Origin of the sequence: Mesorhizobium japonicum MAFF 303099, assembly GCF_000009625.1 — a bacterium.
Classification (GTDB): Bacteria; Pseudomonadota; Alphaproteobacteria; order Rhizobiales; family Rhizobiaceae; genus Mesorhizobium; species Mesorhizobium japonicum.
In genome coordinates this window covers 2,136,022-2,156,823 of sequence record NC_002678.2, presented here as the reverse complement: position 1 = coordinate 2,156,823, position 20,802 = coordinate 2,136,022, and the positions used below count along the sequence as shown (strand labels likewise).

Here is a 20,802-nt window from a genome sequence, read left to right as displayed (position 1 = left end):
TCCGTGTGGGCGGTTTCGTCAAGAAAAAGTCCGGAAGCGAGGCGGCCGGCGGTTCGCCCGCTCTTCTACCGGACGGGAGATTGGGAGGGGCAGCGGTGAAAAGTCAATCCGCCGTCGCGAAGGGCCGGATCGGCACGCCGCGCGGCAGGACGGCAAGCACCTTGAACAGTTCTCCCATGGCCTGCGGGCCAGCAAGACGCTCGACCTCGCCGGTGATCTTGTCGCGGGCCGCCTGGTCGCCATCGGCGCCAAGCCGGCCGGCACGCTCGAGAATGCCCATGCCGAGCAGGAAACTGCCTTGCGTCGACAGATGGACGTCGAGGCCATGCGCGCGCACGGTGGCGGCAAGGGCGGCGAAATCGACATGCGAGGTGAGATCGGCTTCGCCGGGATTGGCCAGCACATCTTCGTGATTGTGTCGGCGCAAGGCCTGTAGCGTGTCGCCGACACCTGGCTGCAGATGACCATAGTCGAGAAACAGGCCGGCGCCGCCGTTTCGGGCCATGCGCCCGGCAATGGCGGCCATCAGGGCGGCGCGAGCCGGTGCCACTTCGACGATCGCGCCCTGCGGCGCTTCAGCGGCGTCGAGTGGCAATAGGGTTGGGTCGATCGAGCCGGCGCCGGCGAAGAAGCGCAACTCGTCCTTGTCGTCGAGGCTGACCATGCGCTCGCGCCAACCGGTGGCCGTGCGGACGAACTGGCGGATCGGCACGGCGTCGAACAATTCGTTGCCGACGATGAGAAGCGGCTGATCGGGCAGTGTCTCGATGGTTTCGTGCCAACGAACTGCGAAAGGTGTCGCGCCCAGCGTCTGCTTCTGGATTTCGGCCAGGCGCGGACTGGTCTCGATCATGGCGAAGACGGCGCCATTGGCCAGGGCCGGGTCGAGCCGCGACAGGGTGCGCAGCATGTCCTTCATCAGCGTGCCGCGGCCCGGACCGATCTCGGCGATGGTGACTGGCATCGGCCGGGCAATCGCAGCCCAGGCCTGGTAGAGCCAGACCGCGACGAGTTCGCCGAACATCTGGCTGATCTCTGGCGCGGTGACGAAGTCGCCGGCGGCGCCGAAGGGCTCGCGTGTCGTGTAGTAGCCGTCCGCGGGGTCGAACAGGCACATCGCCATGTATTCGTTGACGGGAAGGGGGCCCAGCGCATCGATCAGATCGACGATTCGGGTCTTCAGCCGCGTCATGTCGCCTGCGGCTGCGCTTGCTTCACCGGCTTGGCCGTCGCCATCGCCCAGATGCCGGCCAGCACCATCGGCGTCGACAGGATCATGCCCATGGTCAGCCAGTTGGTGCCGAGGAGGTAGCCGAGCTGCTGGTCGGGCTCGCGGAAGAACTCGACGAAGATGCGCGACAGGCCGTAGCCGCAGATGAAAGCGCCGCCGACGAAGCGCGGCGTCTTCAGTTTGAGGCGCGAATGGGTGAGGATGCGCAGCACGACAAACAGCACCAGGCCTTCGAGCAAGGCCTCGTAGAGCTGGCTCGGATGGCGGGTAAACGGTCCGCCATTGGGGAATTCTATTGCCCAGGGTACGTCCGTCGGCCGGCCCCAGAGCTCGGAATTGATGAAGTTGGCGACGCGCACCAGGCCGAGCCCAACCGGCACGCCGGCGGCCACGACATCGAACAGCGACCAGGTGCGTATACCGCGCTTGATGGAAAACAGCGTCATGGCAAGGATGACCCCAAGCAGGCCGCCATGGAACGACATGCCGCCTTGCCAGACGGCGAAGATGTCGAGCGGATGCGCGATGTAGCGCGGCAGATCATAGAACAGCACATAGCCGGTGCGGCCGCCGAGCACGACGCCGATGGCCGCCCAGACAATGAAATCGTCGAGGTCCTCCAGCTTCATTGGCAGGATGCCGTCGGGCCACAGCTTCGGGTTGGCGGCAAGCCGCTTGGCATACCACCAGGCAAACAGGATGCCGACGATGTAGCCGACGCCGTACCAGTGCACCGCCAGCGGCCCGATCTGGATGAGGATCGGGTTGATGTTGGGGAAGGGCAGCGAGGCCAGCGGCAGCAGGAAATATTCGTTCAACGGGGAGCTCTCGGTTGCGGTCGCATTCGGGCGCGGACCATGCGGCAGGGTTTTGGCAGGGTCAAGGCAAGCCGGCCGCCGTCAAGCGTCGCGACGGATCACTCTTGCGGGCCGTCGCGCCGTGGGTGGTGAGTTCAACCCTTGGCGGCCAGCCACTGCCGCAATGCGTCGTTGATCCTGTCCTGCCAGCCGGGACCGTCTTCCTGGAAATGATCGAGCACGGCCCGGTCGATCCGGATCGAGACAAGTTCGCGGACATTCGGGGCGGTCGAGGGTTCGCGAACTGGCGCTGCCGGTTTCTTGACCGGCTTGAAGGCCGCTTCGGCGGCCGCGAACGGATTTGTCGGTCGGCGCGGGGGCGTTGCCATTGGGTGATCCTGACTGGAGCGTGCTGCAGCACTGCGTGATGACCACACAGTAGGCGATTTGACGTCCTCAAGTACAGCTTGGGGCCATTTGAAAGCTTGGCGCAGGCATGGCATCGCCATGCGCCATAGCAACGCAGAGGGCGCACCAGCCCTGAACGTTCTTGCATTCGGCGTTCCGCGCCACTACGTCATTTCGAGCAAAGCGAGGATTTGCCATGTCGACCGGACCGAACCGCATTCTCGATGAATTCGCCAAGCTGATGACCGATGCCGCGGGTGCCGCGCAAGGCGTCCGCCGCGAGGTGGAGACCGCCTTCAAAGGGCAGGCGGAGCGCATCCTCAATTCGATGGACGTGGTGCAGCGGGAGGAATTCGAGGCCGCGCGCGAGATGGCCGCCAAGGCCCGCGACGAGAATGCCAAGCTTGCCGCCCGCATCGAAGCGCTCGAGGCCAAGCTCGCCGAACTCGCCGGTGATGCCGCACCAGCGGCGGCGGCGAAGCCCCGCGCAAAAAAATAATCGTTAAACTTTTCCACATAGTCCGATCCTGAAAATCGCTTTGCCGTGAATCGCTTAACGGCATTGCATGAATCTTTGTGACAGCGCCTTTCCACATGCGAATGACGCAGTGCGAAAAATTGGGCTGTTCACGCGACTCCCGATCAATAGACTGAATTTGTTGCATGATTCGGAGCAGGGTCATGCGGCCGGGCGGTGGGGTCCGGTCTGGGGTCTTTGCGTCGAGAAGTCCTGGCCGTCCGAGTTCTAGATCAGATTGTTCGTTGTGTGTGCCCTCCCGCGGAGCGTGTGGCGGCGCTCCTCAGAACGACAGGAAGCATTCCATGGAACTTCTCGAACTCGAATTCTCCCGCGAAATCCATCCGGTGGATGTTATCGAGCAGGTGGCCCACAACAATGACTGGTCCTTCGAACGGGCCGGTGACGATGAAATTTCGATCTCGGTCGCAGGCAGCTGGACCGACTATCACGTCTCCTTCTCCTGGATGGAGGATTTCGAGGCGTTGCATCTGGCCTGCGCCTTCGACATCAAGGTGCCGGAGACCCGCGCGCTGGAAGTGATGCGACTGTTGTCGCTGATCAACGAGCAGATGCTGTTCGGCCATTTCGACCTCTGGGAGCAGGAGGGTGCGATCATGTTCCGCCAGTCGCTGCTGCTGGCAGGCGGCGTCGAACCGTCGAGCCAGCAGGTCGAGGTGCTTCTGTCCTCGGCGCTGGAAGCCTGCGAATGCTATTTCCAGGCTTTCCAGTTCGTCGTCTGGTCGGGAACCTCGGCCAAGGACGCGCTGGCCGGCGTGCTGTTCGAGACCTACGGCAACGCCTAGAGCGGCAAATGAGTGCAAGCAGCGAGCGTAAACCTGAAATCAGTTTTGCCGATTTCGATCGTGTCGACATCCGCGCCGGCACGATCGTCGAGGCCGAACCGTTTCCGGAGGCGCGCAAGCCTGCCTTCAAGCTGAAGATCGATTTCGGACCCGGCATCGGTATCAAGAAGTCGTCGGCGCAGATCACCAAATATTATACGCCGGAAACGCTGGTCGGCCGGCAGGTCTTCGCCGTGGTCAATTTTCCGCCGCGCCAGATCGGCCCGTTCATGTCGGAAGTGCTGACGCTTGGTTTTCCCGACGAGGAGGGCGCGGTGGTGCTGGGGGCAATCGAGCGCAAAGTGCCGGACGGCGGGCGGCTGTTTTAAAGTTTTCGAGCAGGCTCCCGTCACCCCCACTGGTCTATCCCAGCCTGCGGACGGTCACCTCTTCGCTTGATCTTTTCAGATGCAACTTGGCCTGGTCAGTTCAAAGAACCTTGCCGAGTGCCGCGCCCCGAGCAACTCCGGCAGGCACAATCATTGCGCGGCAGTCGGCCGGATTGAAGCGATGGCTGGGGGCCGAAACGCGCCGAGAATGGTTCCGGCCGTGGCGGCCGAAAGCACGAGATGCAGGACGTTGAACGGCCAGGCGAGTGCGAAATGCATCAGCATAAGGGTCAAGAAGGAGGGCTCGGCATCCGCGGGGATTAGGATCAAGCCGGCAGCCAGAATCAGCCCATATTTGAGTATGGCAACGATTGCGAGAACGATGAACATAATGGCTACGAACCGCAGAAGATTGCCCTTCAGCGCACGCCAGCACCCGATTGGATCAAACGATCCCGTCCAGAGAAAATCGCCGACAAAGAGATATGTCCAGGCAAGGACGAAACCACCCGCGAAGAGGTTGAAGACTCCCGACGCCGCGGCCCAAGGCGCGACGTCCTCAGGGCTGAGCGGTAGGTCACGTATGGCCAGCAGGCCGGCAACAAGCAGTCTGTGCTCACCGGCGACCGCAAAGCCGCAAAGAAGCTGGCTGGCCGCGAGAAGCAACGCAGCCAGAAAGATCCGCTGGCCGAGTTCAAAGCGCATGCCTGGGATGGCGACGTGTTTGACGCTTTCAATGCCGCGGCGAACAACGACGCGGCCGTGCTCTGGCGCGTTTGCCATACGGTCGAGAACGAACGCAAAAACCATCGCCGAGAACGGTGCGGCAACAATTGCGGAAAGCCAAGTCCTGGGGTCAAAGCCTCGCGATAGAAGCCAGGTGGGCGCCTGCTCCGGATCGGCAAAAAGAACGAGAGCAAGCACCGTCAGACAGAGCGTCGTCAGAAAGCAGGGAAACCAGGCGGCCACGAAGAGCGGCCAGGCATTCGCGCGACAATAGCCCATTACCCTCGCAACGGTCTTGCTGATGCGCAAGACGCGACGCTTCGGCGATACGGCAGGCGCTTCGTCCAGCGTTGAAATCGGCGTCAATCCCGCAGGAACTACACCCGGAATAATGCACTGCAAGGAACTGTTGCACAAGCTCTCGCAAGGAGTGCGCTCGCGGGGTCAAAGCTCGGTGGCGCAAGATCTCCCGGTGCATCTCAACAACGTCATGCGCAAGACTTGTCCAAAGGCATTGGCAAGTTGTCGAAATTCGGGATCTTCTGCGGGAAACGCACGAGTGAAGGCACCGAAAAGGCCAACACAACTGTCACCGTCAGGCCGCCAGCTTGCGCGTCCTGCCGAGCGCTTCCTCGACCGTGTCGAGAAACATTTCCGCGCAGGCTTTCCAGCTGTAGCGCATGGCGCGTTCTCGCGCCTGCGCGCGGTCGACCTCGAGGGCGGCGAGCGCGGCCTCGCGCAAATCGTTGGAAACCGCACCGCCAAAGCCGTCGCCGACAATGTCGATCGGTCCTGTTACCGGATAGGCGGCGACCGGCGTGCCGCTGGCCAGCGCCTCGATGATGACATTGCCGAAGGTGTCGGTGCGGCTGGGGAAGACGAAGACATCGGCCGAGGCATAGATCTCGGCCAGTTCGTCATTGGGGCGATGGCCGAGGAAATGCGCGTTGGGGTAGCGGGACTTGAGCTTGGCAAGCTCCGGCCCCTCGCCGACGATCACCTTGCTGCCGGGCAGGTCGAGGTCGAGGAAGGCGGAGAGGTTCTTCTCGATGGCGACGCGGCCGACGCAGAGGAAGACCGGGCCGGGGAAGCCGAGGTCCTTACGCTTGTCCGGGCGGAAATGGTCGGTGTCGACGCCGCGCGTCCATGGCCTCAGCTTGTTGAAGCCACGCGCCGAAAGGTCATCGGCGAGCGACTGGGTGGCGACCAGCGTGCCCTGGCCGGAATTGTGGAAATCGCGCAGCCAGCGATAGGCCCAGCTTTCCGGCACCGGCAGCCGGGCGCTGAGATATTCGGGAAAGCGCGTGTGATAGCTGGTGGTGAACGGCCGGCCGGCATTGCGGCAATAGCGCCGCGCCATGATGCCCAGCGGCCCTTCGGTGACGATGTGGATATGGTCGGCCTTGTAGGCGTCGATCAGGCGCGCGACATGGCCTGGCGTGGTCAGCGCCAGCCTGATGTCGGGGTAGGTCGGCAGGGGCAGCGTGCGAAAGATGTTGGGGGTCAGGAAATCCACCGCTACGTCGAAGGATTTCAGCGTTTCGGTGAGCCGCTCCAGCGTGTGGACGACGCCGTTGACCTGCGGGCGCCAAGCGTCGGTGACCATCAATATGCGCATGGCGGCCCTTTGCTGGAAAGGTCGACGGTTGCCTTGAGACGATGCCGGAACGGCGACCAGCCGGCGGCCCTCGCTTCGCTCCAGCGTACCCGGACGGGCACGGGATCGAAGTGGGGCGGCAAGGCCGAATCAAGTGATGTCGCGCGTTTCATGCGCGCTCTTCACCATGATTTCATGACGCGCGGATGAAGCAGTCCTTCTGGGAGCATGATCTTATCCGAAAACCGGTTTCCACTTTTCGGGATCATGCTCCGCCTAGGCTGGAACCTTGATCACCGCGCGCAGGCCGCCGAGCGGGCTGTCGCCGAGGGTGATGTCGCCGCCATGGCTGCGGGCGATGTCGCGGGCGATCGACAGGCCGAGCCCGGTGCCGCTGGCATCGAGGTTGCGGGCTTCGTCGAGCCGCACGAAGGGCTTGAACACGTCCTCGCGCCTGTCGGCCGGAATGCCGGGACCGTTGTCGTCGATGGTGACCACGAGCGAGCCACGGCCATGATCGGCGCTGACTTCCACCGTCTTGGCATAGCGGAAGGCGTTGCCGATGACGTTGGACAACAGCCGTGCGAAGGCATTCGGCCGCACATGCACGGTCGGATCGCCGGAAAGCGTCGTCGACAGCTTGCATTTGCGCAAGGCGGCTTCGTCGCTGAGCTTCTGGAAATAGGCTTCGAGATCGAAACGTCCCGGGTCCTCCGAGGCTTCGCCGCGGGCAAAGGCCAGATAGCCTTCCAGCATCGACTGCATGTCGTCGATATCCTGGTTGAGCGCCGCCTTGGTCTCGGTTTTGCCGCCGGCCAGCGCCAGCTGCAGCTTGAAGCGGGTGAGGATGGTCCTGAGATCATGGCTGACGCCCGTCAGCATGGCGGTGCGCTGGTCGATCTGGCGCTCGATGCGCTCGCGCATCTGGATGAAGGCAAAGCCGGCGCGGCGCACCTCTTCGGCGCCGCGCGGGCGAAAATCGCGCGGCATCGGCCGGCCCTTGCCGAAGCTTTCGGCGGCCTCGGCAAGCGTTAGGATCGGCCGGATCTGGTTGCGCAGGAAGGGGATGGCGATCATCAGCAGCACCAGCGAGGTGCCGACCATCCAGATCAGGAAGATGTGGGTGTTGGAGGCATAGGCCTGGCTACGGCGCACGAAGACGCGCAGCACCTTGTTCTCGAGCTGGACGCGCACCTCGACGATGTTGGAATTGCCGACCGTGTCGATCCAGAACGGCCGGTTGATCTGGCGGGTGATCTCCGAGGAGAGAACATCGTCGAGGATCGAGAAGAACGGTTTGGGACCGGGCGGCGGCAAGGGATCCGGCGGCAGCAGATCGACCTTCAGCTGCATGCGGTCCTGGGCGATGCGGATGACGTTGGCGTAGTCGGCGTCGTGCGGGTAGGTCTCGATCAGGTCGATGATGGCGGCGATGTCGCGCACGGTGGCCTGCGACAGGCGCTGCGTCACCGTTGCCCAATGGCGCTCCATGAAGACGAAAGCGACCACCGATTGCAGCAGGATCATCGGCGCGATGACGATGATCAGCGAGCGCGCGTAAAGGCGCTTGGGCATGTAGAGAGAAACGAGGCGCCAGAACCGGTTCCAGATGCGCGGCACCGCCTTGAGCGTTCGCTTGGCGCGTGCGCTCAAGCCGTCAGGTCCCGGCCCTTCCAGTTCCGTCGTTGCCATTGGCTCTTTTCATTTCGCCCGCGGCCCTCGATCAGGATGACGATTCCGTTGGATCGTCTTCTGATCTAACTCTTTGTTGGAGCATGATCTTTTCCGAAAACCGGTTCCCACTTTTCGGGATCATGCTCCAGAGCCGCGGCCGCTATTCTATTCCACGCTGAGCCGATACCCAATACCGCGCACGGTCTGCAGCCAGACAGGATTGGACGGATCGCGCTCGATCTTGCGGCGCAGCCGGTTGATCTGCACGTCGATGGTGCGCTCGCCGACTTCCGAATCGTCGCCGACCAGTTCGTGGCGTGGGATGGTCTCGCCGGCCCGCGCGGCAAAGATCGCCAGGATCTCCTGCTCGCGATCGGTCAGCTTCAGCGCCTCGCCGCCGCGCTTCAGTTCGCGCCTGGCGATCTGGAACGTGTAGGGGCCGAAGACCAGCTGTTCGACCTTGGGCGTGGTCGCCGGGCCGCCGCGGCGCAGGATATTGTTGATGCGCAGGATCAGCTCGCGCGGGTCGAAGGGTTTTGGCAGATAGTCGTCGGCGCCGGCCTCGAGCCCCAGGATGCGGCTGTCGGTTTCCGAAAGCGCGGTCAGCATCAGGATCGGCACGTTCTTTTCGGCGCGCAGCGATTTGGTGAGATCGACGCCGCTTTCGCCGGGCATCATGACGTCGAGCACAAGCAGGTCGAAGTCGAGGCCAGCGAGCTTGCGCCTGGCCTCGCCGGCATTGCCGGCGACGGTGACGCGAAAGCCGTTTTCGGTCAAATACTGTTTGAGAAGATTGCGGATGCGGGTGTCGTCGTCGACCACAAGCAGATGCGGCGCGTCGTCGTCCGGTGCGGCCGCCTGATCGACCCTCTCAGTGCTCTCCATGGCTTTTTCCTGACATTTTTGCGGACCCAACGTCGATCTGAGCTCTCAGTTCCGGATTGACCATCGCTTCGAGGAAGCGTTCCACCAAGGCCCGTTCGGTGGCGCCGGAATCTTCCAATGCAGCACGGATGCGGCGTGACTGTGGCCGCGCCAGGGCAAGCGCCAGTGCCCGGCCCTTGGCGGTGGGATAGAGTTCGCGCTGGCGGCGGTCGCGCGGACCTTGCAATTGCACGACATGGTCGGTGTCGATCAGCTGCTTGAGCACGCGCGCCAGGCTCTGCTTGGTGATCTTCAGCACGTCGAGCAGTTCGGCGACCGTCAGGCCCGGCCGACGGTTGACGAAATGCAGCACCCGGTGGTGGGCGCGGCCGAAGCCATAGTCGGCCAGGATCTGGTCGGGATCGGAGGTGAAGTCGCGATAGGCAAAGAAGAACAGTTCGATGATGGCGAAGTCTATGCCGTCCTCGACTGACATCGCGGTCCTGATCGGCTTTCCGGCGGCTGGGCTTCGATCCGTCATCATTTCTCCATGGGAAAGGGAGATTATGTCAGTACTATTGACGTAATTTCCCTGCAATGGTAATTTTTGACAAGCTTTTGGGCGGATTGCGAACGAAAAGGCAAGGCAGGCCGGGTTTTCCGGAACTTCCTGAGTTTGCCAGAGCGCGATTATCCGCCTACCCTTCGCAACACCGGCCGGCGTCTCCAATCACACGGCGCGGCCAAAAAGAACACGCTACGACACTAAGGATATGCGGGCCGCGACCCGCGGGAGGTTACCATGGCATCCGTTCCCTTCGATCAACTGGACGGCTTCATCTGGATGAATGGCGAATTCGTTGCGTGGGGCGACGCCAAGATCCATGTTCTGACGCACGGTCTGCACTACGCCAGCGCGGTCTTCGAGGGCGAGCGCGCCTATGGCGGCGAGATCTTCAAGCTCAACGAGCATACCGAGCGCCTGCATGAATCGGCGCGCCTGCTCGGCTTCAAGATTCCCTATTCGGTTGCCGAGCTCAACGACGCCTCGACCACGCTGTTGAAGAAGCAAGGGTTCCAGGACGCCTATGTCAGGCCGATCGCCTGGCGCGGCAGCGAGCAGATGGGCGTTTCGGCGCAGAACAACCGTATCAACGTCGCCATCGCCATCTGGCAGTGGCCGAGCTATTTCGATCCGGCGCAGAAGCTGAAGGGCATCCGCCTCGATGTCGCGGAATGGCGCCGGCCCGACCCGCGCACGGCGCCGTCGAAATCGAAGGCCGCCGGCCTCTACATGATCTGCACCATGTCAAAGCACGCCGCCGAAGCAAAAGGCTACGCCGACGCCATGATGCTCGACTGGCGCGGCCAGGTCGCCGAAGCAACCGGCGCCAACATCTTCTTCGTCAAGGACGGCAAGATCCATACGCCCAAGCCCGATTGCTTCCTCGACGGCATCACCCGCCGCACGGTCATCGGGCTCGCCAGGGATCGTGGCCTGGAAGTGATCGAACGCGCCATCCTGCCGGAAGAACTCGAAGGCTTCGAACAATGCTTCCTGACCGGAACCGCGGCGGAAGTAACGCCGGTTTCGGAGATCGGCCCCTACCGATTCGAGGTTGGCGAAATCGCCAAGAACCTTATGAATGACTATTCTGCGGCGGTTCAGCCGAAGCACGCGATCGCCGCAGAATAACGATAGTCACAGCTTTTCGCGCAAGCAGGGGCGGTTTTCGGGCCGCCCCTTTTATTTCAGCGTTTCTGCATTTGACTTTCAGTCAATTCGGCGTCTCATGATGGTGTCGGCCCGGGAGGCTGGCAGCTATGGAGGGACTAATCATATGGAAACGCTTCTTCCGATCATTGTACAGGTGATTACGGGTATCATCGGTGGTCAGGCGGTCGGTGTTGCACTCAAGAACGCGGCGATGGGTCAGCTTCCCAAAATCCTGGGTGGCGCCATTGGCGGTGTTGGCGGCGCGGCGATCCTCGGCAGCCTGCTTGGCCACGGCGCGATCGATCCGGCAGCGGCCGCTGCAGCGACGAGCGGTCTCGGCAGTGCGCTCAACCTCAACAACATCGTCGGCGGCGCCGGCGGCGGCGCGATCCTGACCGGCATCATCGGCGCGGTCATGGGCGCCATGAAGAAGTAAGTCTGACGGTTTCAGGTTTGTTCAAATGGGCGGCTTTGGCCGCCCATTTCTGTTTGTGCAACGACTGACTGTTCGTCTTTCGAGGGTGGACGCCCTTCATTCGCGCCTCTACATCACCGCGTGAACATCGAAAGGACGATCATGGGTCAGCTCAATGCCGGCATCGTGCCGGTCACACCGTTTCAGCAGAACTGCACCATCCTGTTCGACATGGACGACAAGCACGGCGTCGTCGTCGATCCGGGCGGCGACATCGACAAGGTGCTGGCGGTGCTGAAGGACAATGCGATCACGGCCGAGGCGATCTGGATCACGCACGGCCACATCGACCATGCCGGCGGTGCCATGGAGCTGAAGGAAGCGCTCTGCCTCGACATCATCGGCCCGCATGCAGCCGACAAGCCTTTGCTCGACAATCTTGAGAAACAGGGCAGGCTCTACAGTATTGCCGGCGCGCGCAACTGCGTGCCCGACCGGTTCCTGACCGAAGGTGAGACCGTGTCGTTCGGCGGCCACGTATTCGAGGTGCTGCATTGCCCCGGCCATGCGCCCGGCCACGTCGTCTATTACAACCGCGCGGCCAAGTTCGCCCATGTCGGCGATGTGCTGTTTCGTGGCTCGGTCGGCCGCACCGACCTGCCCGGCGGTGACCACGCAACGCTGATCGCCTCGATCAAGGACAAGCTCTTGCCGCTCGGCGACGATATCGGCTTCATCTGCGGCCACGGCCCTGGCGGCCGTTTTGGCGAGGAGCGGCGGACCAATCCGTTCCTGGTCTAAGATCAGCGCCTCCACTCGAGGTCGTAGAGTCAAAACAAAAGAGCGCTGGCCTTGGGGTCAGCGCTTTTTTGTTTGGGGCAGGGAAGCCTCAGTTTGCCGTGCAGAAATGCTGCTCGCCGTCATTGCCGGTGAAGGTCCCGGTGCGGGAGTTGAAGCTGCGGTAGCGGTCCGAGCAGTATTCGTACCAGTCACGCGTCCACGGCTCGGCATAGCGATCGGCATAGACCACCCGCGGTTCGACATAGTAGCGGCGGACCGGTGCCGGGCGGATACGCACGTCACGATCGTAGTAACCGTCATCGTAGTAGCGGTCAGCGTCAGGCGGTGGCTGGTCATTGGCCAGCGCGCCACCGATCAGGGCGCCGGCGGCGAGGCCAAGCACACCGGCGGCAATGGCGTCGCCATTGCCGTGGTGGCGGTGATGGCGCCATTCATCGGCGTTGGCCGCGGGCAAGGCCACAAGCATGGTGGCGGCCATGGCGGCGGACAGCACGGCTGTCTTGAAAATTCTGTTCATCTTGGTCTCCTTCGTACCGGGCCGTGCAGTGTTGCAGGGGATGCGGTCCGGCTTTACCCAAGACTAATATGCGACCGTGGCTGAACGGAGGCTGAACGGATTTCGACCTGCCGGCTAAGAGGGGCGTCAAAAACCAGGCTCCGATCGAGCTGGCTGCCCTGCCGGAGCCGACAGTCTGAGACCGGCTCAGCCGACCGACAGGTTGACGGCCTTGGGTCCCTTGCCGCGCTTGTCCGGCTCGGTGTCGAATGTTACTTTCTGCCCATCTTCGAGACCGGGAAGACCCGACGCCTGCACGGCCGAAATATGGACGAAGACATCCTTCGCGCCATCGTCCGGCGTGATGAAGCCGAAGCCTTTGGCATGGTTGAAGAATTTGACGGTGCCGGTCTGCGGCATGGGAAGCTCCTTTGATCCCATAAACTCCAGTCTCGGGCCGGCAAATGCCCGAGAGGAAATTTGTCCTTTATTTTAGCGTCATCGGCAAGAGAAAGTTTTACTGGCACTTAAAGCGCGTCACGCTTTAAGCCCTTGTTATGATGCACGTCGTTGACGCGGAGCCGGATCCACTTCCGGGCGGCATGCATTTATGCTGCGCCGTGGACATGAAAAAGGCGCGACGAAAATCGCCGCGCCCTTTTAAAAATCTGTCTGCGTGCCCATAGGCTGGGCGAGCTTGAAACCCTCGTTCGCCCGCCGTCGGGGACGCGTGGCGCCGATGGTTCAGGCAGCGCGGAGGTTGACCGCCTTCGGGCCCTTGCCCATGCGGTCCGGCTCGACGTCGAAGGTGACCTTCTGGCCGTCGACGAGCGTGCGCAGGCCCGATGCCTCGATCGCGGAAATATGGACGAACACATCCTTGGCGCCGCCGTCGGGCGTGATGAAACCGAAGCCTTTGGTCGCGTTGAAGAATTTAACGGTGCCGGTCTGGGCCATTGGGGAAACTCCTTCACCCGTTCAGTCTTTGGTGGTCCTGCCCGCCACCTGGCGTCGAGGGCAGTTCCCGGTGGTTGCTTTCGGCAGTCATGCATTGGCGCATGGTCAAACCCCCCGCCGAAAAACGGGGCCGTCAGAGATTCACAGTATCGGGGAAAGGTCGTCCAAAACGTTCCGCTCTCCGGGTCGCAAATGCCCGAACACGGAATTTATCGCACGGAAACGTGAAGGTTGCAAGATAGCGCCGCGGGCTGCCACACTGAGCGCATCCCGACGCAAGAATCGACCGATCTGAGCGTCGACGGGCCGCAAATAGGCCTCGTTGCCGGGCCGGTCATTGACCCACAGAGAGGCGCGCGCATGGGCCAGTTTTGCTGGCGAACGCCGGCCATGATGCAACCGCCATTTCCTCGCGAACGCGGTTGCATCCGACAGGGTTGCATTTGACAGGGGAATGGCGAGGATCGCGATCGGGATCGAGGGAGAAATCGGCATGAAATTCCTGGCGTCGGTTTTTTCGCGGCAAGGGTTTGCCGTCCTGTTCCTGGCGGCGCTTCTGGCCGCCTGCACCGTGGTCGTCGATGACGGGCCGGGACCACGCCCGCGTCCGCCGCGTCCCGAACCCAAATTCTGCACCATGCAGTATGAGCCGGTCTGCGCCCGGCGTGGCGGCGACAGCCAGACCTTCGCCAATGCCTGCCTTGCCGACCGCGCCGGCTACCGCATCGTGCGCGACGGCCCCTGCCGCGGCGGTGGTGGCGGTGAAGAGCAGACGTTCTGCACCCGCGAATACGCGCCCGTCTGCGGCCGCCGCCATGGCGAGATGCGCAGCTTCCCCAATGCCTGCGAAGCCCGCGCGGCGGACTATCGTATCGTCGGTGATGGCCCGTGCTGAGACGGCGCTACTTTGCCACCCCAGTATGGGCCTAGGACTTCAGCAGGGTGGCCAGATGGGCGGCGTTTGATGCGGCGCCTACGTTTCCGCAGGATACGCCCCATCGGCCGGCCCGGCATAGAGCTCGCTGCCGTGCTCATCGGAAATGCGCAGGCGGTCAGGGATTTGCGGCATTGCGAGTGTATGGAACAGCGCGGCCGCGCCCTGCAAGGCGGCGCGTAAGGTCGGCGCTTCCAGCGACACCTTGTCGAGCGTTGCCTCCTCGGCGTCGCGCGACCGGTAGAACTCGATGACGAAGTTCAAGCAAGCCTCCGTGGCAGGACTTGGCATGGGCCTGTTGTCAGTTTATCGCCTGCCCAAGGCAGGGAATGGGGCGCATGCGAGGCACCCCAAGGCCGTCAGCCCTTGGATTTCGGCTTCAGGCCACTCTCCGCCTGCTTGACTGCCGAACCGAACGGGGAGGCGGGCTTGGCCACCACCTTATCCTTCTTCGGCTTGCGCGCTTCGCGATTGCTTCGCTGTTGACCCTTGGACATGGACTGCTCCTTGTGCGTGTTGGCTGGCTTTTCGAGGTTCTCAGACGACCGGATTGTTGGCGACGGCCGGATTGTCGGCCGGTTCGAGATTGTCTTCCGTGGTGACCCGTTCGTGGGTCTCCAGTTCGCTGCGGATACGGTATTGCGGCGAGCCGTCCTTGACCGGCAGCCTGCTCTTGATCTCGAACAGTTCCGCCGTCTTCTGGACGAGGCCGGTGCGGCTCTTCATGCGCACCGTCTGGCCGATGGCGAAAAGGTGCGAGGGCGTGTCGGTGCGCGGGCGCGTATTCTGCTGGAAGCGGATCATGCTGCATTCTCCCGGTCGCGCTTGAGCGCGGTTTCGAGTTCGAGGTGGTCGATGGCGACAAGTTGGCTGGTCGTGGGATTCTTCACCGCCCTCGCGGGCAGGTGGATGAAGGTGGCGACGCGGCGCCAGGCGATGCGTGACATGCCCTCGATCAGCTCTTCATCATGATCGATGTCGTAGTCGCCGGCCGGCAGCGGTCCTTCCAGTCCTGCGAGCGTGAAGGATGCCGCGAAATGGGCGATGGAATGGGTGGTGCGGTCCGGCATTGTCCTGGCCTTGGTTGGTTGACGCCTTGGGCGTCACATAAAACAGCGGCCTGAACGCAAAAAAGCGGGGACGAGCCCCGCTTTTCTATTTCCGGCAATCGCTGGAAATAAGCCGCTTTCGAGAGCTGCCAGTACATCCGTGGTCAGCGTTCATCGAATTCGGCCGGATCAGATCAGTTGCAGATTGGCGGCGGACTCGCGGCCCTTGCCGTCACGCTCCAGGTCGAACTGCAGCTTCTGGCCTTCGGCCAGGCCTGGAAAGCCGGCGCGCTCCAGCGCGCTGACATGGACGAAAACGTCCTTGCCGCCATCGGCTGGTTGAATGAAGCCAAAACCCTTCTGGCCGTTGTAGAATTTCACGATTCCCGTGGTCATATCTGTCTTTCGCGGATTGAAAAATCGTCGCAGGGCAAATGTGCCGTGCGTCATCGACGATTTGGAATGAGATTGGCGGGTCGAGAAACGCCGCGAGATGCCAATTCTGGCCAAAACGATCCTGTACATATAGATCGATTTGCCCCCCTGTTCAAGGCGATTCAGAAATCAATCCCGCTCTGATTGAAAAATAGATCGCTATATACGTTCAGATATTTCTGCTATGGGTTGTGCATATTTCAAAAAAATCTTGAGCGAGCGCAGAGGTATTTCCTCTGCGTCTATATTTTTATTTGCTCTAAAAGGAGAACAAACCATGGTTTCCACAAGAGGCTCAAGGGGGAAGACCGTCGCGGTCAATCCAATCAAGCCAATTGCCATCCACGCCATTGCCGTTGGCCCGACCGGCCAGCCGATGATCGTCAAGTCGGCACGGCTGACGATCAGAAGCGATGAGGCGGCAAGGCGAACGATTTCCGATACCGATGGCACGGTGAGGCGGGCGAGGCAGGTTGCCGAGACCAACCGCCTGATCTGATCGCTCAAGGCATCCCGAAAGAGCCCGGAACCCCGCGAAGACTTGAACCTGCCGTGCCAATGGCCTAGATCGCAGCAGGCGGACAAACACGGCAGGTTTCCCATTAACAGAGATCAAAGACGAGCGGCGGGTGCGGGAACCAGGTCTGGCGCGGGCGGACAGCCGCCGCTGGGTCTCGACCAGTATGTGCAGCAGGCCCTGCAACTGCACCAGGCCGGGCGCCGGCAAGAGGCAGAATCGATCTACCGGCAGGTCTTGGCGCGCCAACCCAAACACGCGGCGGCTGCGCATTTCCTGGGGCTGCTTCTGCACCAGACCGGGCGCAGTGAAGAAGGGTTGGATCTCATCGAGCGGTCGGTAAGCCTGCAGCCGACCAATGCCGATTTCCTCAACAATTTCGGCACGGTGATGCGCGATCTCGGCCGCGTCGCCGCGGCAATCGACTTCTTCCGCGGCGCGGTGGATCTGCGTCCGGAGCAGCTCGCCGCGCGCGACAATCTCGGCTCGTCGCTGAAGCAGCTCGGCCGGTTCGAGGAGGCCGAAGACATCTATCGCGGCACGGTCGCGCGCAACCCCTTCCATGTGCGCGCCCGCATCGGGCTTGCCGAAACCCTGCAGGAGGCCGGACGGCTGGACGAGGCCCTGGCGGTTTTTCGCGAGTCGCTGACCATTCGCCCCAAGGATGCCGACCTGCTGCACGGGCTTGGCGTCGGAATGATGGAAAAAGGCAAGCTCGACGAGGCGGCAGACTTGTTCCGGCAGGCGCTGGCGGTCAACCCGGGCATGGCCACCGCCTGGCTGATGCTGACGCAGGTAAAGCGCCAGAAGGAGCGCGACGCCGAATTGGCTGGCATGGAAGCCCAGCACGCCAAGGCGCCGCAGGACAGCCTGGCGCGCATGCAATTGTCCTTCGGCCTCGGTAAGGCCAATGACGATCTGAAGGATTACAACAGGGCCTTCGACTATTTCGCCGAAGGCAATGCCATTCGCCGCAAAGGGATCGACTACGATCCCGTCAGGACGCGCGAGGAATTCGCGGCGATGAAGACGGTGTTCGATGCCGGCTTCTTCGAAAGGCACAGACCGAGCCCGATCAGCGATGACGCGCCGATCTTCGTCGTCGGCATGCCGCGTTCGGGCACGACGCTGGTCGAGCAGATCATCGCCAGCCATCCGCAGGTCTATGGCGCGGGCGAGCTCAGCATCCTGAAGAAGGCGGTCGGCAAGCAGTTCCCGACGACCATGCCGGGCGGCTTCCCCTGGGGCGTAGCGGATACGGACGATGCGGATTTCGCCGAGGCGGGCCAGGCCTATCTCGACATGCTGCATGCACGCTATCCGCATCTCAGCCACGTCACCGACAAGATGCCGGGCAATTTCCTGCTTGTCGGCTTCATCCATATGATGATGCCGAAGGCCAAGATCATCCACTGCACCCGCGATGCGGCGGCAACCTGCCTGTCGATCTACAAGGTGCATTTCCGCGGCGATAGCCACCGCTATGGCTATGACCTCGGCGAGCTCGCCGACTTCCACAATCTCTACACCGACATCATGGCGCATTGGCACAAGGTGCTGCCCGGCGTCGTGCATGACGTGCGCTATGAGGATTTCGTCGCCGACCAGGAAGGCCAGAGCCGGGCGCTCATCGACTATCTCGGCCTGCCATGGGACGATGCCGTGCTGTCGTTCCACGCGACCGACCGGCCGGTGCGAACGGCTTCCGCCGCGCAGGTGCGCCAGCCGATGTATCAAGGCTCGGTTGACCTGTGGAAGCGCTATGGGGACCGGTTGAAGCCGCTACTCGACAAACTGGACTGAAGAGCCAGGCAGATGTGCCGCGATTAATCAGGACGATGTTTGGTTGAAATCATTGTCCTGATCTCTTTGGGCAACATGCATTAGCCGGCGTGCGGCTTCTGCTCATAGCGCAGGAAGACGTTGCCGTTGCCGAAGGCTTGCGATCGAGCCAGCTTCACGTTGAGCCGATTGCCGATGCCTTCGAACATCGTCCTGCCGGCGCCAAGCATGATCGGCACGATGACGAACTGGTATTCGTCGATCAAATTCTCCTCGGCCAATTGAGCGACGAGATTGCCACTTCCCAGGATTGTCATGTGGTTGCCCGGTTGCTGCTTCAGTTCCCGAAGCTTCGCGGCCGGCCCGCTTTTGACCAACTCGGTGTTGTTCCAACTCACGGTGTCGAGCGTGCGGGAGAACACCACCTTCGGCATGGCGTTCATGCGTTCGGCCACCACCGGTGCGATTTGGGCCGCCATCGGCGTCGGCCAGAACTGGATCATCAGGTCGTAGGTAACGCGGCCCAGCACCAGCATGCCACCGCCCTTGGCATTGTCGGCGACGAAAGCGTTCCATTCCGGATCCTGGCTGTGCGCCCAGTCCATGGCGCCGTGCCTGTCGGTGAAATAGCCGTCGAGCGAGATGCTGTTGAATACGATCAGCTTGCGCATAAGTCGGTTCTGCCTTGAGAAATGAAGAAGAGTTTCTGGTCCCGCATTGGCGCCGTTACGCGGCAGCGGGCGACTGCAGCTCGATGAAAGGCTGGAAGCCGCCGAAGATCATGCGCTTCATATCGAAGGGCATGGGTCCCAAATCGGGTGTCAAACGCGGATCGGCCATCACCTTGGCCATCACCGCGTCGCGGCTTTGCCTGGATTCATAGACCGCCCAGGCGAAGACGACGATCTCGTCGTCCTTTGCCTGAACGGCACGCGGAAACGAGGTCAGCTCGCCATAGGGCACGTCATCGCCGATGCATTCGACATAAGCCAGCGCGCCGTGTTCCATCCATATGGGGCCTGCGAGGTTGGCCAGCTTCTTGTAGTCATCGAGTTTGGCCTTTGGCACGGCAAGCACGAAACCGTCGACATAGGACATGGTGAACTCCTTTGCTGAAAAGCGGGCGCCGGGTCGGCGGGGATACGACCCGGCGCTGTGAGCGCGTCAGCCCTGATGGGGGACGCCTGCTCGCTACTTCACCGGTGCGTTCATCGCCCAGGCGACGCCGAACGGATCGTTCAGCTGGCCCCAGCGGTCGCCCCAGAACATCACCTGCAGCGGCGTGACCACTTCACAGCCGGCATCGACGGCGCGCTGCCACCAGAAGTCGATGTCGCCATCGTCGAGATGGAGCTGCAGCGTGTAGCCTTGCGCAGCCTTGTGCGGATGGCCGTGTTCGGGATAGGCGTCGCCCAGCATCAGCGTCGAGCCGTTGATGTGGAGATGGATGTGCATGGTGCGGCCTTTTTCATCCGCCGGATATGCAAACACCTGCTCGGCGCCAAAGGCCTTCTTGTAGAAATCGGCGGCCTTGAAGGCGCCGTCCACCTGCAGATAAGGGGTCAATCCGCCGAGCACTTCTGCCCTGGGCTGAATGGGGGTCTGGTCAGTCATGTCTTGCTCCTCTTTGCATTGGGCTTGGCCTAGCGAACCACAGGACGCACGAGGTGACGGCAATCCTACATGGCGGCGTTAATTTTTTTGGCGAACCAGTCACCAACAGGCCGTACAAGCGGCGGCTTGAACGGAAGGCGTGCAACGGACTTGCGCCTGCGGCCCTCAATCAGAGCGCAATTCTCGCAGCCCGCGGGCTAGAACGGGTGGATCACGCGCCTCCTCAAACCCTGAGACGACCATGATCCTCTATTATCAGACCCACTCACCTTTCGCGCGTAAGGCGCTGGTCTTCGCGCATGAGGCCGGCATTGCCGATCGGCTCGAGGTCATCCATCACGAGACCAGTCCGACCTTGCGCAACGCTCGTGTCTGCGCCGAAAACCCGCTCGGCAAGGTGCCGGTATTGCTGCGGCCCGGCGCATCGGCGATCTTCGATTCCGATGTCATCTGCGCCTATCTCGACACGCTGCATGATGGCCGCAAGTTGCTGCCGCAGGACGGCGAGACACGCTGGCAGGCGTTGCGGCTGCAATCGGTCGCTCAAGGCCTGGCGCAGACGGGCATCGCCTTGCGCTGGGAGACGGAAAGGAGACCCGAACCGCTGCGATACGGCGCTCTTGCGCAGGGATACCGGGACAAGATCGAGGCGAGCTACGACTGGATCGAAGGCACCCTGGACGACGAAGCGCCGCTGCATGTCGGCCATATAGCGCTCGCCACCACGCTGTCCTGGATGGCGTTCCGCGATCTTCCGCCGTTTCGCGCGCGGGCGCGGCTGACGCGCTGGTTCGAGGCTTTCGAAAAGCGTGCGTCGATGCAGGCGACGCCGCTTTCCGGCGACACGCATGATTGAGCAATGGTCGCCCCATGGTGGCTCGCATCGATATTTTCCGACCGCATGGTCAGGGCGCCCTGCGTATCCGCAAGCCGTTTTGCGCGTTGATGACGATTTCCGGCCAGCCGATATCCTTGCGCAGTTCGATCGGCAGGGACAGCAGTTCGCGCTCGCAGCGGTGCCGGGCGCGGTTCTGTGCGTAACGGGTGGCAACGCGACCCAGGGATGACAGAATGGACATGATGCTTTCTCCTCAGAA

At 62.2% G+C, this 20,802-nt stretch carries 31 protein-coding genes; 10 read left to right on the top strand and 21 right to left on the bottom strand.

Annotated elements, in window-relative coordinates; all coding sequences use genetic code 11:
• Positions 1 to 103 precede the first annotated feature (103 nt).
• The 3 genes from MAFF_RS11590 to MAFF_RS11580 form a co-directional block, all read right to left on the bottom strand.
• A complete protein-coding gene (locus tag MAFF_RS11590; protein WP_010911098.1) occupies positions 104 to 1,192 on the bottom strand; it encodes a class I SAM-dependent methyltransferase in 1,089 nt (362 codons plus the stop codon).
• A complete protein-coding gene (lgt, locus tag MAFF_RS11585; protein ID WP_010911097.1) occupies positions 1,189 to 2,049 on the bottom strand; it encodes a prolipoprotein diacylglyceryl transferase in 861 nt (286 codons plus the stop codon). The genes MAFF_RS11590 and lgt overlap by 4 nt, the downstream gene beginning before the upstream one ends.
• Positions 2,050 to 2,183: 134 nt before the next feature.
• On the bottom strand, positions 2,184 to 2,417 hold the full coding sequence (locus MAFF_RS11580; protein WP_044548272.1) for a BrnA antitoxin family protein: 234 nt from the start codon (positions 2,415 to 2,417) through the stop codon (positions 2,184 to 2,186).
• A 215-nt stretch (positions 2,418 to 2,632) separates the two neighbouring features.
• Here MAFF_RS11580 and MAFF_RS11575 point away from each other — a divergent pair, with 215 nt between their 5' ends.
• The 3 genes from MAFF_RS11575 (at position 2,633) to MAFF_RS11565 (ending at position 4,127) form a co-directional block, all read left to right on the top strand.
• Positions 2,633 to 2,935, top strand: coding sequence for an accessory factor UbiK family protein (locus MAFF_RS11575; RefSeq protein ID WP_010911095.1), 303 nt, complete (start codon positions 2,633 to 2,635; stop codon positions 2,933 to 2,935).
• A 323-nt stretch (positions 2,936 to 3,258) separates the two neighbouring features.
• Positions 3,259 to 3,759, top strand: a complete 501-nt coding sequence (locus tag MAFF_RS11570; RefSeq protein WP_013893499.1) for a YbjN domain-containing protein — start codon at positions 3,259 to 3,261, stop codon at positions 3,757 to 3,759.
• An 8-nt stretch (positions 3,760 to 3,767) separates the two neighbouring features.
• Positions 3,768 to 4,127, top strand: coding sequence for a tRNA-binding protein (locus tag MAFF_RS11565; protein WP_010911093.1), 360 nt, complete (start codon positions 3,768 to 3,770; stop codon positions 4,125 to 4,127).
• A gap of 150 nt (positions 4,128 to 4,277) precedes the next feature.
• On the opposite strand, the gene MAFF_RS11560 is transcribed toward MAFF_RS11565, so the two are convergent.
• The 5 genes from MAFF_RS11560 to MAFF_RS11540 all read right to left on the bottom strand — a co-directional run bounded on the left by MAFF_RS11560 (position 4,278) and on the right by MAFF_RS11540 (position 9,529).
• Positions 4,278 to 5,219: a hypothetical protein gene (locus MAFF_RS11560; RefSeq protein WP_044548271.1), complete on the bottom strand. Its 942-nt coding sequence runs from the start codon at positions 5,217 to 5,219 to the stop codon at positions 4,278 to 4,280.
• A 229-nt stretch (positions 5,220 to 5,448) separates the two neighbouring features.
• Positions 5,449 to 6,471 (bottom strand): glycosyltransferase family 4 protein, encoded by a 1,023-nt coding sequence (locus MAFF_RS11555; RefSeq protein ID WP_010911091.1) that lies wholly within the window; start codon positions 6,469 to 6,471, stop codon positions 5,449 to 5,451.
• A 255-nt stretch (positions 6,472 to 6,726) separates the two neighbouring features.
• On the bottom strand, positions 6,727 to 8,142 hold the full coding sequence (locus MAFF_RS11550) for an ATP-binding protein (RefSeq protein ID WP_010911090.1): 1,416 nt from the start codon (positions 8,140 to 8,142) through the stop codon (positions 6,727 to 6,729).
• Between the two features lie 147 nt (positions 8,143 to 8,289).
• Complete coding sequence (locus tag MAFF_RS11545; RefSeq protein ID WP_019860633.1) at positions 8,290 to 9,009, bottom strand: response regulator; 720 nt, start codon at positions 9,007 to 9,009, stop codon at positions 8,290 to 8,292.
• A complete protein-coding gene (locus MAFF_RS11540; RefSeq protein WP_032933687.1) occupies positions 8,996 to 9,529 on the bottom strand; it encodes a MarR family winged helix-turn-helix transcriptional regulator in 534 nt (177 codons plus the stop codon). Before MAFF_RS11540 ends, MAFF_RS11545 begins: the two co-directional genes overlap by 14 nt.
• A 261-nt stretch (positions 9,530 to 9,790) precedes the next feature.
• Between MAFF_RS11540 and MAFF_RS11535 the strand changes: the two genes are divergently transcribed.
• The 3 genes from MAFF_RS11535 (at position 9,791) to MAFF_RS11525 (ending at position 11,921) form a co-directional block, all read left to right on the top strand.
• On the top strand, positions 9,791 to 10,684 hold the full coding sequence (locus tag MAFF_RS11535) for a branched-chain amino acid aminotransferase (protein ID WP_010911087.1): 894 nt from the start codon (positions 9,791 to 9,793) through the stop codon (positions 10,682 to 10,684).
• A gap of 145 nt (positions 10,685 to 10,829) precedes the next feature.
• Positions 10,830 to 11,141: a hypothetical protein gene (locus MAFF_RS11530; RefSeq protein WP_044548270.1), complete on the top strand. Its 312-nt coding sequence runs from the start codon at positions 10,830 to 10,832 to the stop codon at positions 11,139 to 11,141.
• 141 nt (positions 11,142 to 11,282) lie between these two features.
• On the top strand, positions 11,283 to 11,921 hold the full coding sequence (locus MAFF_RS11525; RefSeq protein WP_010911085.1) for an MBL fold metallo-hydrolase: 639 nt from the start codon (positions 11,283 to 11,285) through the stop codon (positions 11,919 to 11,921).
• Positions 11,922 to 12,009: 88 nt separating this feature from the next.
• Here the strand turns inward: MAFF_RS11525 and MAFF_RS11520 are convergent, their stop codons facing one another.
• The 4 genes from MAFF_RS11520 to MAFF_RS39075 all read right to left on the bottom strand — a co-directional run bounded on the left by MAFF_RS11520 (position 12,010) and on the right by MAFF_RS39075 (position 13,869).
• The gene (locus tag MAFF_RS11520; RefSeq protein WP_010911084.1) at positions 12,010 to 12,438 is read right to left on the bottom strand and encodes a BA14K family protein; all 429 of its coding nucleotides are present in this window, start codon (positions 12,436 to 12,438) and stop codon (positions 12,010 to 12,012) included.
• 186 nt (positions 12,439 to 12,624) lie between these two features.
• Positions 12,625 to 12,837 (bottom strand): cold-shock protein, encoded by a 213-nt coding sequence (locus MAFF_RS11515; RefSeq protein WP_008877668.1) that lies wholly within the window; start codon positions 12,835 to 12,837, stop codon positions 12,625 to 12,627.
• A 324-nt stretch (positions 12,838 to 13,161) separates the two neighbouring features.
• Positions 13,162 to 13,374, bottom strand: coding sequence for a cold-shock protein (locus tag MAFF_RS11510; protein WP_006202520.1), 213 nt, complete (start codon positions 13,372 to 13,374; stop codon positions 13,162 to 13,164).
• Positions 13,375 to 13,515: 141 nt separating this feature from the next.
• Entirely contained in the window at positions 13,516 to 13,869 is a 354-nt protein-coding gene (locus MAFF_RS39075) for a hypothetical protein (protein WP_157865981.1), read from the bottom strand.
• On the opposite strand from MAFF_RS39075, the gene MAFF_RS11505 reads away from it, so the two are divergent.
• Positions 13,868 to 14,269 carry a Kazal-type serine protease inhibitor domain-containing protein gene (locus MAFF_RS11505; protein WP_044550828.1) on the top strand — a complete coding sequence of 134 codons (402 nt, stop codon included), beginning with the start codon at positions 13,868 to 13,870 and terminating at the stop codon, positions 14,267 to 14,269. The two genes, MAFF_RS39075 and MAFF_RS11505, sit on opposite strands and share 2 nt — an antisense overlap.
• A gap of 78 nt (positions 14,270 to 14,347) precedes the next feature.
• On the opposite strand, the gene MAFF_RS11500 is transcribed toward MAFF_RS11505, so the two are convergent.
• The 5 genes from MAFF_RS11500 to MAFF_RS11485 form a co-directional block, all read right to left on the bottom strand.
• A complete protein-coding gene (locus MAFF_RS11500; RefSeq protein WP_032931409.1) occupies positions 14,348 to 14,572 on the bottom strand; it encodes a hypothetical protein in 225 nt (74 codons plus the stop codon).
• A 95-nt stretch (positions 14,573 to 14,667) separates the two neighbouring features.
• Positions 14,668 to 14,805 carry a hypothetical protein gene (locus tag MAFF_RS39995; RefSeq protein WP_164987223.1) on the bottom strand — a complete coding sequence of 46 codons (138 nt, stop codon included), beginning with the start codon at positions 14,803 to 14,805 and terminating at the stop codon, positions 14,668 to 14,670.
• A 40-nt stretch (positions 14,806 to 14,845) separates the two neighbouring features.
• Positions 14,846 to 15,112 carry a hypothetical protein gene (locus tag MAFF_RS11495; protein ID WP_010911080.1) on the bottom strand — a complete coding sequence of 89 codons (267 nt, stop codon included), beginning with the start codon at positions 15,110 to 15,112 and terminating at the stop codon, positions 14,846 to 14,848.
• Entirely contained in the window at positions 15,109 to 15,378 is a 270-nt protein-coding gene (locus tag MAFF_RS11490) for a hypothetical protein (protein ID WP_010911079.1), read from the bottom strand. Before MAFF_RS11490 ends, MAFF_RS11495 begins: the two co-directional genes overlap by 4 nt.
• A gap of 168 nt (positions 15,379 to 15,546) precedes the next feature.
• Positions 15,547 to 15,753, bottom strand: coding sequence for a cold-shock protein (locus tag MAFF_RS11485; protein ID WP_010911078.1), 207 nt, complete (start codon positions 15,751 to 15,753; stop codon positions 15,547 to 15,549).
• Between the two features lie 316 nt (positions 15,754 to 16,069).
• Between MAFF_RS11485 and MAFF_RS39760 the strand changes: the two genes are divergently transcribed.
• Both MAFF_RS39760 and MAFF_RS11475 read left to right on the top strand, forming a co-directional pair.
• Positions 16,070 to 16,291 carry a hypothetical protein gene (locus MAFF_RS39760; RefSeq protein WP_032931408.1) on the top strand — a complete coding sequence of 74 codons (222 nt, stop codon included), beginning with the start codon at positions 16,070 to 16,072 and terminating at the stop codon, positions 16,289 to 16,291.
• A 186-nt stretch (positions 16,292 to 16,477) separates the two neighbouring features.
• A complete protein-coding gene (locus tag MAFF_RS11475; RefSeq protein ID WP_044548269.1) occupies positions 16,478 to 18,112 on the top strand; it encodes a tetratricopeptide repeat-containing sulfotransferase family protein in 1,635 nt (544 codons plus the stop codon).
• Positions 18,113 to 18,192: 80 nt separating this feature from the next.
• Here the strand turns inward: MAFF_RS11475 and MAFF_RS11470 are convergent, their stop codons facing one another.
• From MAFF_RS11470 to MAFF_RS11460, 3 genes are all read right to left on the bottom strand, one after another.
• Entirely contained in the window at positions 18,193 to 18,762 is a 570-nt protein-coding gene (locus tag MAFF_RS11470; RefSeq protein WP_010911075.1) for a dihydrofolate reductase family protein, read from the bottom strand.
• 55 nt (positions 18,763 to 18,817) lie between these two features.
• The gene (locus MAFF_RS11465; protein ID WP_010911074.1) at positions 18,818 to 19,189 is read right to left on the bottom strand and encodes a DUF1428 domain-containing protein; all 372 of its coding nucleotides are present in this window, start codon (positions 19,187 to 19,189) and stop codon (positions 18,818 to 18,820) included.
• A gap of 93 nt (positions 19,190 to 19,282) precedes the next feature.
• On the bottom strand, positions 19,283 to 19,705 hold the full coding sequence (locus MAFF_RS11460) for a VOC family protein (RefSeq protein WP_010911073.1): 423 nt from the start codon (positions 19,703 to 19,705) through the stop codon (positions 19,283 to 19,285).
• Between the two features lie 241 nt (positions 19,706 to 19,946).
• Here MAFF_RS11460 and MAFF_RS11455 point away from each other — a divergent pair, with 241 nt between their 5' ends.
• Positions 19,947 to 20,561 carry a glutathione S-transferase family protein gene (locus MAFF_RS11455; RefSeq protein WP_010911072.1) on the top strand — a complete coding sequence of 205 codons (615 nt, stop codon included), beginning with the start codon at positions 19,947 to 19,949 and terminating at the stop codon, positions 20,559 to 20,561.
• A gap of 49 nt (positions 20,562 to 20,610) precedes the next feature.
• Here MAFF_RS11455 and MAFF_RS39990 read toward each other — a convergent pair whose 3' ends face one another.
• Positions 20,611 to 20,784, bottom strand: coding sequence for a hypothetical protein (locus MAFF_RS39990; RefSeq protein WP_010911071.1), 174 nt, complete (start codon positions 20,782 to 20,784; stop codon positions 20,611 to 20,613).
• Between the last annotated feature and the right edge of the window lie 18 nt (positions 20,785 to 20,802).